The sequence below is a fragment of the Gordonia sp. GONU genome, assembly GCF_024733855.1.
GTDB classification, from domain to species: domain Bacteria; phylum Actinomycetota; class Actinomycetes; order Mycobacteriales; family Mycobacteriaceae; genus Gordonia; species Gordonia amicalis.
In genome coordinates this window covers 133,886-149,352 of sequence record NZ_JANRHB010000004.1, presented here as the reverse complement: position 1 = coordinate 149,352, position 15,467 = coordinate 133,886, and the positions used below count along the sequence as shown (strand labels likewise).

The 15,467-nt window shown below is 67.7% G+C and carries 12 protein-coding genes and 1 other RNA gene; 8 read left to right on the top strand and 5 right to left on the bottom strand.

The genetic code is table 11. The features are described 5' to 3' along the window. Positions 1-80: 80 nt before the first annotated feature. The 4 genes from NWF34_RS05820 (at position 81) to NWF34_RS05805 (ending at position 3,549) form a co-directional block, all read left to right on the top strand. The gene (locus tag NWF34_RS05820) at positions 81-818 is read left to right on the top strand and encodes a zinc ribbon domain-containing protein (protein WP_024500428.1); all 738 of its coding nucleotides are present in this window, start codon (positions 81-83) and stop codon (positions 816-818) included. Positions 819-975: 157 nt separating this feature from the next. Continuing rightward, a complete protein-coding gene (locus NWF34_RS05815) occupies positions 976-1,593 on the top strand; it encodes a histidine phosphatase family protein (RefSeq protein ID WP_035761026.1) in 618 nt (205 codons plus the stop codon). Positions 1,594-1,660: 67 nt separating this feature from the next. Further along, positions 1,661-2,076: RNase P RNA component class A (gene rnpB / locus NWF34_RS05810), an RNA gene on the top strand. A gap of 54 nt (positions 2,077-2,130) precedes the next feature. Further along, positions 2,131-3,549: an RNB domain-containing ribonuclease gene (locus tag NWF34_RS05805; protein ID WP_024500426.1), complete on the top strand. Its 1,419-nt coding sequence runs from the start codon at positions 2,131-2,133 to the stop codon at positions 3,547-3,549. Between the two features lie 118 nt (positions 3,550-3,667). On the opposite strand, the gene NWF34_RS05800 is transcribed toward NWF34_RS05805, so the two are convergent. Genes NWF34_RS05800 through panB form a run of 3 tightly spaced genes read right to left on the bottom strand, consistent with a single transcriptional unit; the run spans position 3,668 to position 7,065 of the window. Next, the gene (locus NWF34_RS05800) at positions 3,668-5,161 is read right to left on the bottom strand and encodes a CYTH and CHAD domain-containing protein (RefSeq protein ID WP_096274134.1); all 1,494 of its coding nucleotides are present in this window, start codon (positions 5,159-5,161) and stop codon (positions 3,668-3,670) included. A gap of 59 nt (positions 5,162-5,220) precedes the next feature. Then, positions 5,221-6,186, bottom strand: coding sequence for a prolyl aminopeptidase (gene pip / locus NWF34_RS05795; protein WP_096274132.1), 966 nt, complete (start codon positions 6,184-6,186; stop codon positions 5,221-5,223). Positions 6,187-6,210: 24 nt separating this feature from the next. After that, complete coding sequence (panB, locus tag NWF34_RS05790; RefSeq protein ID WP_006434930.1) at positions 6,211-7,065, bottom strand: 3-methyl-2-oxobutanoate hydroxymethyltransferase; 855 nt, start codon at positions 7,063-7,065, stop codon at positions 6,211-6,213. A gap of 328 nt (positions 7,066-7,393) precedes the next feature. Here panB and glnA (NWF34_RS05785) point away from each other — a divergent pair, with 328 nt between their 5' ends. From glnA (NWF34_RS05785) to NWF34_RS05770, 4 genes are all read left to right on the top strand, one after another. After that, the gene (gene glnA / locus NWF34_RS05785) at positions 7,394-8,734 is read left to right on the top strand and encodes a type I glutamate--ammonia ligase (RefSeq protein WP_096274971.1); all 1,341 of its coding nucleotides are present in this window, start codon (positions 7,394-7,396) and stop codon (positions 8,732-8,734) included. Positions 8,735-8,801: 67 nt separating this feature from the next. Continuing rightward, positions 8,802-11,813: a bifunctional [glutamine synthetase] adenylyltransferase/[glutamine synthetase]-adenylyl-L-tyrosine phosphorylase gene (locus tag NWF34_RS05780; RefSeq protein WP_258324372.1), complete on the top strand. Its 3,012-nt coding sequence runs from the start codon at positions 8,802-8,804 to the stop codon at positions 11,811-11,813. A 28-nt stretch (positions 11,814-11,841) separates the two neighbouring features. Continuing rightward, positions 11,842-12,792 carry an endonuclease/exonuclease/phosphatase family protein gene (locus tag NWF34_RS05775; protein WP_096274128.1) on the top strand — a complete coding sequence of 317 codons (951 nt, stop codon included), beginning with the start codon at positions 11,842-11,844 and terminating at the stop codon, positions 12,790-12,792. Then, the gene (locus NWF34_RS05770) at positions 12,789-13,448 is read left to right on the top strand and encodes a heme oxygenase (biliverdin-producing) (RefSeq protein ID WP_096274125.1); all 660 of its coding nucleotides are present in this window, start codon (positions 12,789-12,791) and stop codon (positions 13,446-13,448) included. The genes NWF34_RS05775 and NWF34_RS05770 overlap by 4 nt, the downstream gene beginning before the upstream one ends. Before the next feature lie 27 nt (positions 13,449-13,475). Here NWF34_RS05770 and NWF34_RS05765 read toward each other — a convergent pair whose 3' ends face one another. Beyond that, on the bottom strand, positions 13,476-13,661 hold the full coding sequence (locus NWF34_RS05765; RefSeq protein ID WP_006434935.1) for a hypothetical protein: 186 nt from the start codon (positions 13,659-13,661) through the stop codon (positions 13,476-13,478). A 285-nt stretch (positions 13,662-13,946) separates the two neighbouring features. Next, on the bottom strand, positions 13,947-15,380 hold the full coding sequence (gene glnA / locus NWF34_RS05760; protein WP_096274123.1) for a type I glutamate--ammonia ligase: 1,434 nt from the start codon (positions 15,378-15,380) through the stop codon (positions 13,947-13,949). Between the last annotated feature and the right edge of the window lie 87 nt (positions 15,381-15,467).

Sequence of the window (15,467 nt, the reverse complement as noted above, 5' to 3'; positions counted from 1 at the left end):
TGCCGACCAAAGCCCATCCGCCGCCGGAACGCCGGGACCACCCGCGTACGGTAGGGGGACTTCAGAGACAGGAGGCCGCAATGAAAGTCGACGCCGGTGTGCAGCGACTGCTGCTCGATCTCGCGGACTCCGATGCCGAGATCAACCGACTCGAGCATCGCCGCAAGAACTTGCCCGAGGACACCGAGATCGCCGAGCACGACAAGGCGATCGATGCTGCCCGCGACGATCTGGTGCGTGCGGAGATCTCCGCCGAGGACCTGAGCCGCGAGTACCGCCGCATCGAATCCGAGGTGACCGGGATGACCAACCGTGAGGCCAAGGACTCCAAACTCCTGACCGCCGGCGGGTTGGCACCCAAGGCGCTGTCGGAACTGCAGCACGAGCTCGCCGGACTCGGACGCCGCCGCGCGGTGCTCGAGGACGAACTGCTGACGCTGATGGAGCAGCAGGAGGCCGTCGAGGCCGAACGCAGCCGCGCCGCCGCGACGATCTCCCACCTCGAGGAGAAGGTCGCCGACGCGCGGACCCGCCGCGACAAGTCGCTCGCGACCATCGACGAGGACCTGGCCCGTGTACGCGACAAGCGGGACTCGCTCGCCGCGGAGATCGACACCGACCTGCTGGCCGTCTACGACAAGCAGCGTGCCAACGGTCGGATCGGTGCGGGGCTCCTGCGTGCACGTCGATGCGGCGCCTGCCGGATGGAACTCGACCGGGGCACCATCGCCTCGATCAGCGCGGCACTGTCCGACGAGGTCATCCGCTGTGAGGAATGCGGCGCGATCCTGGTGCGCACCGCCGAATCGGGAATCTGACGCCTTGAGCGCGGGTTCCGAGCGCGTGTCGACGCCGGGCGCGGGTTCCGAGCGCGTGTCGACGCCGGGCGCGAGCTCCGAGCGCGTATCGACGCCGGGCGCGAGCTCCGAGCGCGTATCGACACCGGGCCGGAAATCGCCGTCCTGGCAGGGACAGCTGAGTTCGCCGACGAGATTCATCCTGTTGCGGCACGGGCAGACCGCGTTGTCGGTGGATCGCCGGTACTCCGGGCGCGGCAACCCCGAGCTGACCCTGGAAGGTCGGCGCCAGGCGCGTGCGGCGGCCCAGCGGGTCATGCGTGAAAAGGACATTTCGGCGATCGTGACCTCGCCGCTGAGCCGCGCCCGCGCCACTGCGGAGGAGGTCGCCGCGGTGACCGGGGTCGACATCGTCGAACATCCCGGACTCATCGAGAACGACTTCGGCGAATGGGAGGGCCTCACCTTCGTCGAGGCCGCCGAACGGCACCCCGAGATCCACCGCAAGTGGCTGTCGGACATCACCGTGCCCGCGCCGGGTGGCGAGAGTTTCGCGCAGGTCGCCGAGCGGGTGTCCGAAACGAAAGACGATCTGCTGCAGCGTTATCCGGGACAGACGATCGTGCTCGTCTCGCACGTTACCCCGATCAAGCTGATGCTGCGGGAGGCGCTGGGCGTCGGACCGGAGCTGCTGTTTCGGCTCCACCTCGACCTGGCGTCGGTCTCGATCGCGGAGTTCTTCCCCGACGGTGGTTCCGTGGTCCGGCTCGTCAACGACGCCGCGCACTGCCACTGACGGTCGGGGTGCTCTGCGCCATCGGATGAAGAGCTGTGCCGGGGCTGCCGTATCCTGGGTTCGCGAACGAGTCGGCCGGGCGGCCGCGGTGAGCGGAACGGGCGGAAGACCGCCACGCCGCGCACCGAGGAAAGTCCGGACTCCACAGAGCAGGGTGGTTGCTAACGGCAACCCGGGGTGACCCGCGGGACAGTGCCACAGAGAACAGTCCGCCGGCCGCGAGGCCGGTAAGGGTGAAACGGTGCGGTAAGAGCGCACCAGCGGCGCGGGTGACCGCGTCGGCTCGGTAAACCCCACCCGGAGCAAGGCCGAAGCACGCACCTCACGGTGCGTGTGCGCGGGTGTTACGAGGGCTGCTCGCCCCAGCCCGCGGGTGGGCCGCTCGAGGTACCCGGCGACGGTGTGCCCAGATGGATGGTCGCCGCCCGCGATGGTCGAGAGGCCTCGCGGGTACAGGATCCGGCTTACGCGCCGACTCGTTCGCCTTCGGCCCGCGGTTTCGGTTCACCGGGGGATCCGCGCGCTAGGGTTCGACACGTGACACGCTTCCTCTTCGCCCCCGACATCGACTTCGCCGGCATCCGCGATCAACTCGGGGTGGACGAGTCATACGGCGACGACGCGCTCGCCGAGGCGCGGGAGGCCGTCGACCGGTTCGCCGACACCCGCGAGGACCACACCGGCGTCCCGTTCGTCACCATCGACCCGCCGACGTCGCGGGACCTCGACCAGGCCGTCCATCTCGTCGCCGACGGGGACGGGTTCGTCGTGGACTACGCCATCGCCGACGTCGCGGCACTCGTGATCCCCGAAGGCGCGCTCGACCAGGAGAGCCGACGCCGCGGGACCACCGTGTACTTCCCGGACGGCTCCGTGCCCCTGCATCCGCGGGAACTGTCCGAGGGGATCGGATCGCTTCTGCCCGAACAGGTTCGGCCGTGCGTGCTATGGACGATCCGGGTGGCGGGGGACGGCACGGTCATCGATGTGCGGGTTCGGCGATCGCGGATTCGATCCGTGGCGCGCTTCGACTACGCCGGTGTCAGCGCGGATGCCGAGGCCGGACGGTTGCATCCGTCGATCGCGGCGTTACCGGCTTTCGGCGAGCTCCGGCAGAAGGTGGCGCTCGACCGCGGCGCCGTCGAACTGGATCTGCCGGACCAAAAGGTGTCACGTACCGAGGCGGGGTGGCGGTTGGACCTGCAGGCCCACACGCCGGCGGACATGTGGAACTCGCAGCTCTCCCTGCTCGCCGGGATGTGCGCCGGCTCGATCATGGCCGAGGCCGGCGTCGGGTTGTTGCGGACGTTGCCGCCGGCCGACCCCGACGCGGTCGAGGACCTGCGCGCCGCCGCACGAGCGCTGGGCGTCGAATGGCCCGAGGGGTTGGCGGTGGGCTGGTTCCTGGCCGGACTGCCCGGCAATAGGACGAGCACCCTGGCCCTCCAGTCGGCCGCGAGTGGTCTCATGCGCGGCGCCAACTATCTCGCACTCGACGGCACCGACGAGGCGCGCGCGATCCCGGACGACAAGAAGCGGCACGGCGCGATCGCGGGCGTCTACGCCCACGTCACCGCACCCCTGCGTCGGCTGGGTGACCGGTTCGCCACCGAGGTGTGCCTTGCCGTCACCACCGGCGACGACGTGCCCGACTGGGTGACGCGTGCCCTGCCGACCCTCCCGAAGATCCTGCGCTCGGCCGACACCCTGAGCTCCACGGCCGACCGGGCGGCCATCGACCTCGCCGAGGCGGTCATCCTGGGCGGCCGCGTCGGGGAGCGCTTCGACGCGGTGGTGATGTCGGCGGCCAGCGAACGCAAGCCGGCCCAGATCTTCATCGCCGATCCGCCCGTCGTCGCGGGTTGCGAAGGTGATCTGCGTCCGGGCACCCGACTCGAGGTCGAGCTGGTGACCGCGGACGAGGTGACGAGAACGGTCAGGTTCCGGCCGGCGTAGGGCGATGCGACTTCGTTTCGACGCCGGGTCACCGGGTGGTTTCGACACGGTTACTCGCTGGGCGGGTTCAAGGGATCAGCCCTGCGCTCGTGACCGGCTCAACCAGCAGCGGGACGGCTCACAGGTCCTTGGCGGCCCTGCGGTACTCCGCGACGGCGCGGTCGGACGCGGCCTCGAGACGCGCGTCGAGACGGCCGACGATGAACATGTCGGCGGCGCTGAGCTTTCCGTCCTCGACGATCGTGGCGAGCTGGGCGCGGTTGATGCGGATGTCGTTGTGGTCGCCGAGGGCGGACTGGATCTTCTTGGCGACCGCGCCGATCGCACGGTACTTCTTCTTGTTCAGCGGCTCGGTCGCATCGATGCTGTAGCGCAACCGCTTTGCGCGTTTACGGATCGTGTGCAGCTGTTCCTGCCACTCGTCCGATCCTTCGGTGAGGCCGGCGAGTTCGGCCTGGGCTTTGTGGATGTGCTTGCGGCTCTTCGCGATTGCCTTGTCGACGACCTCGGTTGCGGGGAGTTCCGCGTCGGGTCCCGGCGGGGGAGAGGCGAGGAGGGCGTCGACGGAGTCGAGGAGGGTGAAGTAGCGCTTCGACGACATCGCCGCATGCGCCGCGCGGATCGCGCGATCGTGGGTCCGGGTCTCGGCACCCGCAAGGGCGGCGAGCAGCTCGGGCGAGGCGTTCTCGCCGCGCAGCAGGGACTGGTCGAGTTCGAGCTGGACCTCGGAATCCCGTGCATCACCGAGGATTCGGGCCAGCAGCTTGAGTTCGGCACCGATGTGGGCGGTGCGTTCGGCGTCGAGAACCGTCGGGTATCCCGACAGCACGCTGCGCAGGCGACGGCACGACACCCGCATCTGGTGGACGGCGTCCTCCGCGTCCTCGCGGACGAGCGGGTCGTAGGCGATCAGGCTGTTTCGGTGCATCGCGATGTCGGTGATGACGAGTTCGAGCGCGGTGGGGCGCTTGGACAACCGGGGTTTGTGGACGGTCGGCGTCGAACCGATCGCGCGGGCCAGCTTCGACGCACTCGACGACGAGCGGCCGCCACCGGCGCGCAGGACCTTGTCGGCGGCCTTCAACAGCTTGCCGGTGCCGCCGGAGAGGAGTTCGAACTCCCATTCGGCCCACTGCTGGGAGTGCCCGCCCGGCAGCAGGGACTGGGTGGTCACCAGATCCTCGGCGAGTTCGGCGAGCGGCTCGTCGTCGACGCCGAGCAGGCGCGTCACCGTGCGCGTGGTCGAGATGACGGCGACGGGCGTGAGGGGCCGGCAGCGGGTCAGTGCGAGGACCGGGGTCACCAGTGCCTCGGGGACGTCACCGTCGGCCGGGGCCTCGTCGAAACCCACGTGGAGTTCGCGACGTGTTCCGGGGATGTCGGTGGGGCGCTTGAGATGCCAGCCCTGATCGGTGCCGCCGGTGCGGCGTCGCATGGTGATCCTGTTGCCGGCGAGGTCGAGGTTCTCGGTGTCGAAATAGGTGGCATCGAGCGAGAACGTCTCGGGTGCGGTGGCCGACACCACTCCGGGTAGTGCCCGTAGATCCGGGGCCACATGGCCGGGGTCCACGTCGAACTTGAGTTCCACCTCGACCTGCTCGGATGCGGCCACCTGTTCCTCCTGACGCCTACGACGATGTCGAGTCTAGTGGCCGCGGGTGCGGCGGCCGATCATTCCGCGAAGCGGTCGGTCGCTTCCAGCAGGTGATGGCGGATGCCTTCTTCGAAGGACGCGTGACCCGCGTCGTCGACGATGCGCAGGTCGGCGGCCGGCCAGGCGCGGTGGAGATCCCAGGCGCTGCGCATCGGGCACACGACGTCGTAGCGACCCTGGACGATGACGCCGGGGATGTGCGCGATGACGTCGATGTTGTCGAGGAGCTGCCCGTCGTCGAGGAAGCCGTGGTTGACGAAGTAGTGGTTCTCGATCGAGGCGAAGGCTAGGTCGAAGCGGTGGGCGTCATCGGGGTTCTGGCCCGATTCCTCCTCTGAGCGGGGGAGGAGGTAGCTGGTGGCCTGTTCCCAGCCGGTCCAGGCGCGGGCCGCCGCCCGGGCGACCGCGGCGTCGTCGGAGGTCAGCAGACGGTGGTACGCGGCGACCAGATCGCCGTCGCGCTCGTTCTCCGGGATCGGGTCGAGATAGGTCTCCCAAACGTCGGGGAAGATGTGCGCGGCGCCGCCGTTGTAGTACCAGTCGATCTCGCTGCGGCGCAGCAGGAAGATGCCGCGCAGAACGAGTTCGGTGACCCGGTCGGGATGCGTCTGCGCGTAGGCGAGTCCCAGCGTCGACCCCCAGGAGCCGCCGAAGACCTGCCAGCGGTCGATGCCGAGATGGGTACGAAGCCTCTCCATGTCGGCGATGAGGTGGGGCGTGGTGTTCACGCTCAGATCCGCGCCGTCGGCGATGTGCGGGCGGGACTGTCCGCAACCGCGCTGGTCGAACAGCACGATCCGGTACTTCGCGGGGTCGAAGAAGCGTCGCTGGGTCGGCGAGGTCCCACCGCCGGGGCCGCCGTGCACGAAGACCACGGGCTTCCCCTCCGGGTTGCCCGTGGTCTCCCAATAGATCTGCTGGCCGTCGCCGACATCCAGGTGACCGGACTCGTAGGGCTCGATCTCCGGATAGAAGTCACGCATGGACGCCAGCGTAGGCGCCGAAGCTCAGTAGCTGTGCTCAGGGCCGGGGAACACGCCGCGACGGACCTCGTCGGCGTACTGCTCGGCGGCCGAACGCAATTCGGAGCCGACGTCGGCGAACCGCTTGACGAACCTCGCGGTCTTGCCGTGGGTGAGGCCCGCCATGTCCTGCCACACGAGGACCTGGGCGTCGGTCTCGTTGCCGGCGCCGATGCCCACGGTCGGGATGGTGAGCTTGCGGGAGATCTGTCCGGCCAGCTCGGCGGGCACCATCTCCATCACGACGGCGAAGGCACCGGCCTCCTGGACCGCGATCGCGTCGGCGATGAGCTGGTCGGCGCCGTCGCCGCGACCCTGGACGCGGAAGCCGCCGAGGCCGTTGACGCTCTGCGGGGTGAACCCGATGTGCGCCATGACCGGGATGCCGGCGGCGGTCAGTGCCGCGATCTGGGGGGCGACGCGCTCACCACCCTCGAGCTTGACCGCATGGGCGCCGGTCTCCTTGAAGATCCGGAAGGCGTTCTCGAGGGCGTGCTGCGGCCCGATCTCGTAGCTGCCGAAGGGCATGTCGGCGACGACGAGGGCGTGCGGCGCACCGCGCACGACCGCGCGGATCAGCGGGATCATCTCGTCGACGCTGACCGGGATGGTGGTGTCGTAGCCGAGGACTACGTTGGCCGCCGAGTCGCCGACGAGCAGCACCGGGATTCCGGCGGCGTCGAAGATCCGGGCCGTCGAGTAGTCGTAGGCGGTGAGCATCGACCACTTCTCGCCCTCGGACTTCATCTGGGCGAGGTGGTGGACGCGGGTCACACGACGTTTGGGCGCGTCGGTGGCGGGGGTTGCGGTGGAAGCACCATAGACCGAGGTTTCGGACATCGTCGTCTCTTTTCCTGCCTCGAGTCCCGGCTGGCCAGAAGGGCGCGGCGGGTACCCGGGTTGAACACGGACAAGCGCCATTGTGTCACCGCGGATTTGTGGTGTAACCGCCGTACGTTATGCAATTGGTCACACCCCGCTCGGGGGTGGGCAGGGACCGTTGTGCAGCGGCCGTCGCGGTCCTTCGGCATCCGGGCTGTTCGGGGGCTTCCCAGCCCTACGGGTGGTTGTCCCAGATGATGGGATGGCGCCGACAAACTCGCTGGACAGCGAGTTGGACTTGCGCGTGTAACACAGATTTAACAGCCGACTTCTAATGTCGGCGACCATGGATCGCCAAAAGGAATTCGTGCTGCGGACCCTCGAAGAGCGCGACATCCGTTTCGTTCGACTGTGGTTCACCGACGTACTGGGTTATCTGAAGTCCGTGGCGATCGCGCCGGCCGAGCTCGAAGGCGCCTTCTCCGAGGGCATCGGCTTCGACGGCTCGGCCATCGAGGGCTTCTCCCGCGTGTCCGAGGCGGACACGGTCGCCAAGCCCGATCCGTCCACCTTCCAGATCCTGCCGTGGACCACCTCCGCGGGTCGGCACCACTCGGCCCGCATGTTCTGCGACATCGCGATGCCCGACGGCACCCCGAGCTGGGCCGACTCGCGCCACGTGCTGCGTCGCCAGCTGAACAAGGCGGCAGACCTCGGCTTCAGCTGCTACGTGCACCCCGAGATCGAGTTCTTCCTCCTCAAGGACGCGCCGCTCGACGGATCGGTGCCGACCCCGGCCGACTCCGGCGGCTACTTCGACCAGGCCGTGCACGACGCCGCTCCCAACTTCCGCCGCCACGCCATCGAGGCGCTGGAGTCGATGGGCATATCGGTCGAGTTCTCCCACCACGAGGGCGCACCCGGCCAGCAGGAGATCGACCTCCGATACGCCGACGCCCTGTCGATGGCCGACAACGTGATGACCTTCCGCTACCTCATCAAGGAGGTCGCGATCAACGAGGGTGTGTGGGCCACCTTCATGCCCAAGCCGTTCAGCGAGCACCCCGGTTCGGCGATGCACACGCACATGAGTCTGTTCGAGGGCGACATCAACGCCTTCCACAATCCCGACGACCCGATGCAGCTGTCGGCCACCGGGAAGAAGTTCATCGCCGGCATCCTGCACCACGCGTCGGAGATCAGCGCCGTCACCAACCAGTGGGTGAACAGCTACAAGCGTCTGATCCACGGCGGGGAGGCCCCGACCGCCGCGACCTGGGGCGGTGCCAACCGGTCCGCGCTCATCCGGCTGCCGCTGTACACGCCCAACAAGGCGTCGTCGCGCCGCATCGAGGTGCGCAGCCCCGACTCGGCCTGCAACCCCTACCTCACCTTCGCCGTCCTGCTCGCGGCGGGTCTGAAGGGCATCGAGGAGGACTACGAACTCCCCGACGAGGCCGAGGACGACGTCTGGGCCCTCACGTCCGCCGAGCGCCGGGCGATGGGATACCAGGAGCTCCCCGGAAGCCTCGCGGAAGCACTCACCAAGATGGAGAACTCGGAGCTGGTCGCCGAAGCCCTCGGCGAGCACGTGTTCGACTACTTCCTGCGCAACAAGTGGTCCGAGTGGACGGGCTATCGCAGCATGGTCACCCCGTACGAGCTGAAGAACTACCTGCCGCTGTAGGGACCAACCCGGTCACGTTCACCGACCGCGATGACATCATCGGTGGTCGGGCCGCTACTTTTGTGATGTGACAAGACAATCGGGACGCAGCGCGGTACCCAGCACGGGACGGCTGGGACTTCTGGACACCGCCGCGCCACAGAACCTCGCCGAGCTCGGCTGGAACACGCCCGAGTCCGTCGACGTGCTGTGGGCGCTGTCGCGGGCGCCCGACGCCGACCTCGCCCTGCGTACGCTCGTCCGTCTACGTGGGGCCGTCGAGGACGAGTGGTCCGAGATCGACTCGACGCTGCGCACCAACCGGTCGTTCCGGGGTCGTCTGTTCGGCCTCATCGGTTCCTCCGACGCTCTCGCCGATCATCTCGTCGCCGAGCCGGCGAGCTGGCGTCTGTTGCTCGCCGACGAGCTGCTCGACCGGGACGAGGTCGATCGCCGGATGCTCGAAGCCGTCGGCGCCGAGCCCGAGCCCGGGGAGATCGAGAAGGGTAATCGCGTCTACCGCGCGAAGCTCACCGGACCCAAGTCCGTCGTCGCCCTCCGCCGCGCCTACCGCGACCTGATCCTGCAGCTCGCCGCGCACGACGTCGCCTCGACGGTCGAGGACGAACCGGTGATGTGGCTGCCCGAGGTTGGTGCCTATCTCTCCGACCTCGCCGACGCAGCGCTGACCGCGGCACTCGCCGTCGCCTTCGCCGAGGTGTGCGGCGAGGACCCGATCCCCGTCCGGATCGCGGTCATCGCGATGGGCAAATGTGGCGCGCGCGAGCTGAATTACGTGAGCGATGTGGACGTCATCTTCGTCAGCGATCCCGCCGACGGGGTCGCGTCGCGCATCGCGGGCGAGATGATGCGGATCGGTTCGCTGGCCTTCTTCGAGGTCGACGCCGCGCTGCGGCCGGAGGGCAAGTCCGGCGCGCTGACCCGCACCCTCGAATCCCATGTCGCGTACTACGAGCGATGGGCCAAGACCTGGGAGTTCCAGGCGCTGCTCAAGTCCCGCGCGATGACCGGTGACATGGAACTCGCGAACGAGTACATCGCGGCGGTCAAGCCGATGGTGTGGAAGGCCGCCGAGCGTCCCGACTTCGTGCCCGAGGTGCAGAAGATGCGACGCCGTGTCGAGTCGCTGGTTCCGGAGGGGGAGCGCGAGCGCAATCTCAAACTGGGACAGGGAAGTCTGCGCGACGTCGAGTTCGCGGTGCAGCTGCTGCAGATGGTCCACGGACGAGTCGACGAGAACCTCCGGGTGATGCCGACGGTCGACGCGCTCGCGGCACTGACCGCCGGGGGATACGTCGGACGTGACGACGGCGCGAATCTCAGTGCGTCATACCAGTTCCTGCGGTTGCTCGAGCACCGGCTGCAGCTGCAGCGGATGAAGCGGACCCACCTCCTCCCGAAGCCCGAGGACACCGAGGCCCTGCGCTGGCTCGCGCGTGCAGCCCACATCCGGCGCGAGGGTGAACTCGACGCGACCGGCGTGCTGCGCGAACAGATCCGCCATCAGACCCTCCGCGTGCGGCGTCTGCACCAGAAGCTGTTCTACCGTCCGCTGCTCGAGGCGGTCACCCGGTTCAAGCCCGACGAGCTGACCCTGAGTGACGAGTCGGCCGAGAGGCGTCTGGCCGCACTGGGTTACGCCATGCCCGACCGTGCGCTCAGCCATATCCGCGCGCTGTCGAACGCACCCGGACGCCGTGGTCAGATCCAGCTCCTCATCCTGCCGCAGCTGCTCGAGCACATCGGTGACACCCCGGATCCCGACGCCGGCCTGCTCAACTACCGGCGGCTGTGCGAGGCGCTCGAGGACAAGGACTGGTTCCTCCGTCTGCTCCGCGATGACGGGGTCGTCGCCGAACGGCTGATGAAGGTGCTCGGCACCTCGGAGTTCATCGCCAACATGCTGATGCGGTCGCCGGAGGTGATCCATCAGTACTCCGACGGTCCCGACGGTCCGAAGCTGTGCGACATCCGGCCCGAGGACGTGGCCAAGGGGCTCATCGCCTCGACCGTGCGTCAGCAGGACATGAAACGTGCGGTCGCCGTTGCCCGCTCGCATCGTCGTGCCGAACTCGTCCGGGTCGCCTCGGCGGATGTGCTCGGCCTGATGGACGTGCCGACCGTGTGCAAGGCGCTGTCGAGTGTGTGGGCCGCGGTCCTCAACGCCGCACTCACCGTCGCGATCAGAATCTCCGAACGAGACCGCGGCAAGCCCGCGCCCGCACGCATCGCGGTGATCGGCATGGGCCGGCTCGGCGGCGGCGAACTCGGATACGGCTCGGACGCCGACGTGCTGTTCGTGTGCCAGCCGAACCGCGACGCCGACGAATCGGAGGCCGTCCGGTGGTCGCAGACCATCGCCGAGACCGTCCGATCCGCGCTCGGCAGTCCCAGCGCCGACCCGCCGCTCGAGGTCGACACGGGGCTGCGTCCCGAGGGACGGAACGGGCCGCTCGTGCGAACCCTGGCCGCCTACTCCGCCTACTACGCGCAGTGGGCCCAGGCGTGGGAGGTGCAGGCGCTGCTGCGCGCGCACCAGGTAGCCGGCGACGAGGCCCTGGGGATCGACTTCCTGCACATGATCGATCACGTGCGCTACCCGGTCGGCGGGGTCAGCAACGAGGCGGTCAAGGAGATCCGGCGCATCAAGGCCCGCGTCGACGCCGAGAGGCTGCCGCGCGGAGCCGATCCGGCGACCCACACCAAGCTCGGCCGCGGCGGACTCGCCGACATCGAATGGACGGTACAGCTGCTCCAGCTGCGCTACGCCCACCGCTACCGCAGTCTCCACAACACGTCGACGCTCGAATCGCTCGATGCGATCGGTGCCGCGGAGTTGTTGTCGGAGAACGACGTCGCGTTGCTCAAGAACGCGTGGATCACCGCGACCAAGGCACGCAACGCCCTGGTTCTGGTGCGCGGCAAGCCCGTCGACCAGCTGCCCGGCCCGGGCAAGCAGCTACGACAGATCGCGTTCGCCGCCGGCTGGCCGGAGGACAAGGCGTCGGACTTCCTGGAGAACTACCTGCGGGTGACGCGCCGGGCGAAGGCCGTGGTGCGCAAGGTCTTCGGCGCATAGGCGCCGCCGCTGGTGTACGGGGGGACAGATGAAGAGGTTTCTGTGGGTGTCGGCGTACATCCTCGGCTGGGCGATGCTGGCCGGGGTCCTGCTGGGGGTGTGGCTGCACTTCTACCCGTCGCGCGGGAGTGCCGCCCTGTATCTGACGAGCGGGGTGCAGTTCGCGCTCATCCCGGCGCTCATGGCCATCGCGATCTTCGCGGCGCTGCGTCGCTGGTTCATGCTGGTGATCGCGCTCGCGGTGTCCGGTGTGCTGGCCTACACCCAGATCCCGCTGGTGATCCCGGCGAGCGCCCCGCAGGGGCAGGAGTTCACCGTCGTCTCCGCCAACCTGCTGTTCGGTGGTGGCGACATCGGCGTGCTGGAGAAGATCGTGGCCGACGCGGACCCCGACCTGGTCTCCCTACAGGAAGTGACTCCCGAAGCGCTGGAACGCATTCGCGGGAGTGAGATCGCGCGCCGGCTGCCGAACGAGTTCGCGATCCCGTATCCGCAGGCCGCGGGCACCGCGTTGTTCACCAGGCAGCCGCTGTCGGAGCAGTTCAACATCCCCGACACCATCCTCCACAATCTCCAGGCGCGCACAGATCTACCCGGTGCGCCCGGGACGCAGGTCCTCGCCATCCACCCGGCCGCACCGCTGTGGGGCGAGAAGGACGGCTGGTTCCACGACATGGGCATCCTGGCCGACCACTTCGCGAAACTGCCCGCGGGGCGCGTTCTCGCGATCGGTGACTTCAACTCCACCTGGAACCACGCGACGTATCGCAAACTGCTGGGCAACGGGCTCGTCGACGGTACCGACGTGGCGGGTGCGGGCTTCCTGCCGACATATCCGACCGACAAGCGGATCGGCAACCGCCCGCTCGTCGCCATAGATCGGGTCATCCTGCGCGGATTTGTGGCCACGTCGATGGACAGTCATCACCTGCCCGGTTCCGATCATCGGGCGCTGGTGGTAACACTGGTTGCATCATGAGCGCCAGCATCTCCGGACCCGGCACCGCGGGCCCCAGTATTTCCCAACGCCTTCGCGAGGCCACCTCCGTCGCCCACCAGCGTGCGGAGCACGCCCCATTCATCGACGACCTCATGTCCGGTCGTCTCGACAGCGGTGACTACCAGCGGCTGGCCGTGCAGTTGTACTTCGTCTACGAAGCCCTCGAAGCCGTCGGCGACGGTCTCGCCGATGATCCGGTCGCGGGCGCCGTCGTCGACGACAAGTTGCGCCGGCTGCCCAGGCTCGGAGCAGATCTAGCGTCGTTCGGCATCGACCCGAGGTCGTGCGCGCCGCTGCCGGCCGTCGCGCGGTACGTCGAGGCCATCGAGGCCACGCGAGATGACCCGGCTCGATTCGTGGCACACCACTACACGCGGTACCTGGGAGACCTGAGCGGGGGACAGGTCGTGGCCCATCGCATGCGTGAGCACTACGGTGTCGATGCCTCGGCTCTGAGCTTCTACAGCTTCGACGGCATCGAGAAGCTCAAGCGCTACAAGGATGCCTACCGTGCGAGACTCGACGCCCTGCCGCTCGACGCCGCGGCCACTGAACGACTCGTCGAGGAGGCCATCGCGGCATTCGACCACAATCAGGCGGTCTTCGGCGATCTCGACGGGGCCGACGCCGCCTGAGAGTGACAGGACAGCTCGGTCGGGGTTCTAGTTCACCTGGAGCTTGACGGTGCGATCCAGCACGACCTCGTGGAGGTCGTCGCGGCCCTTGACCAGTTCGATGCGCAACTGATTGTCGTCGAGGCGGCTGGTGGTGCGAACCACGCGCGGGGTGCCTTCGAGGCTGATGCGGTCCCCGGGGACAAGATCTTCGACATAAACATCTCTGGTCATACGACCAAATTAAGGCCGGACAGTGTGGCTTGGCAGAGCAAGAGGTCACATTTGTGCGGCAGATCACATAAGCGGATGTTCAGTTCACGGCAACGAAACGTTTTACTACCTCGCGGTGGGTGGCAGGGGGATCGTGGAGGACGAGACGTCACCGCGATCCCAGGCGGGCTACCCCGGGCGCGAACCGGCGCCGTGTCGCAGTAGAGACATCGCCGCGATGGCTCTGGACGACGAACGCCCCGCCCGCGAGAACGCGGACGGGGCGGTCGTAGGCGATTGCCCGGATCAGCAGTCGTAGTAGAGCGAGAACTCGTACGGGTGCGGACGGATCTGCACCGGCTCGATCTCGTTCTCACGCTTGAGCGCGATCCAGGTCTCGATGAGGTCCTCGGTGAAGACGCCACCGGCGGTGAGGTACTCGTGGTCCTCCTCGAGGCGGTCGATGACGGCAGACAGCGAGGTCGGGGCCTGCGGGATCGACTTGGCCTCCTCCGGCGGGAGCTCGTAGAGGTCCTTGTCGACCGGCTCGTGCGGCTCGATCTTGTTCTTGATGCCGTCCAGGCCGGCCATCATCATCGCAGCGAACGCCAGATACGGGTTACCCGAGCTGTCCGGGCAGCGGAACTCGAGGCGCTTGGCCTTCGGGTTGTTGCCGGTGATCGGGATACGCACACAGGCCGAACGGTTGCGCTGGCTGTAGACCAGGTTGATCGGGGCCTCGTAACCCGGGACCAGACGCTTGTAGGAGTTGACCGTCGGGTTGGTGAACGCCAGCAACGACGGCGCGTGGTGCAGGATGCCGCCGATGTAGTAGCGAGCCAGATCCGACAGGCCTGCGTAGCCGGCCTCGTCGTGGAACAGCGGCTTGCCGTCCTTCCACAGCGACTGGTGGGCGTGCATGCCCGAGCCATTGTCACCGAAGAGCGGCTTCGGCATGAAGGTGACCGACTTGCCGTTCTGCCATGCGGTGTTCTTGATGATGTACTTGAACAGCTGCACGTCATCGGCCGCGTGGAGCAGCGTGTTGAACTTGTAGTTGATCTCCGCCTGGCCCGCGGTACCGACCTCGTGATGGCCGCGCTCGAGCTCGAAGCCCGAGTTGGTCAGGTTGGTCGACATCTCGTCGCGCAGGTCGACGTAGTGGTCGTACGGAGCAACCGGGAAGTAACCACCCTTGGGGCGGACCTTGTAGCCCAGGTTGGGGCTGCCGTCCGGGTCGCTCGGCGAGGCGGTGTTCCACCAGCCCGACTCCGACTCGATCTCGTAGAAGGTGCCGTTCATCTCCGAACCGAAGGACACCGAATCGAAGATGTAGAACTCGGCTTCGGCACCGAAGAAGCAGGTGTCGGCGATGCCGGTCGAGGCAAGGTAGTCCTCGGCCTTGCGCGCGACGTTACGCGGGTCGCGGCTGTAGGCCTCGCGGGTGAACGGGTCGTGGACGAAGAAGCTGACGTTCATCGTCTTCGCCTTGCGGAACGGGTCGATCCGCGCGGTGGCCGGGTCGGGCAGCAGCATCATGTCCGACTCGTTGATCGACTGGAAGCCGCGCACCGACGAACCGTCGAATGCCAGACCGTCCTCGAACACGTCCTCGTCGAACGCCGAAGCGGGGATCGAGAAGTGCTGCATGACACCGGGCAGGTCGCAGAATCGGATGTCGACGTACTCGACACCTTCCTTCTTGATGCCCTCGAGTAGTTCTTCTTTACTGCTGTACACCGTGCGGTGACTCCTTCGTGATCGGGTGGTCAGTGGTACTGACACGCCACACACATCCGCCGCCGAGAAACAGCAGCGGATCTCAGC

What these genes read in the sequence shown, in the direction of transcription:
- NWF34_RS05820 (WP_024500428.1), top strand. Translation starts at nt 81, where the DNA reads ATGAAAGTCGACGCCGGTGTGCAGCGACTGCTGCTCGATCTCGCGGAC.
- pip (WP_096274132.1), bottom strand. Translation starts at nt 6,186, where the DNA reads ATGCGTGACTTCTATCCGGAGATCGAGCCCTACGAGTCCGGTCACCTG.
- panB (WP_006434930.1), bottom strand. Translation starts at nt 7,065, where the DNA reads ATGTCCGAAACCTCGGTCTATGGTGCTTCCACCGCAACCCCCGCCACC.
- glnA (WP_096274971.1), top strand. Translation starts at nt 7,394, where the DNA reads ATGGATCGCCAAAAGGAATTCGTGCTGCGGACCCTCGAAGAGCGCGAC.
- NWF34_RS05775 (WP_096274128.1), top strand. Translation starts at nt 11,842, where the DNA reads ATGAAGAGGTTTCTGTGGGTGTCGGCGTACATCCTCGGCTGGGCGATG.
- NWF34_RS05770 (WP_096274125.1), top strand. Translation starts at nt 12,789, where the DNA reads ATGAGCGCCAGCATCTCCGGACCCGGCACCGCGGGCCCCAGTATTTCC.
- NWF34_RS05765 (WP_006434935.1), bottom strand. Translation starts at nt 13,661, where the DNA reads ATGACCAGAGATGTTTATGTCGAAGATCTTGTCCCCGGGGACCGCATC.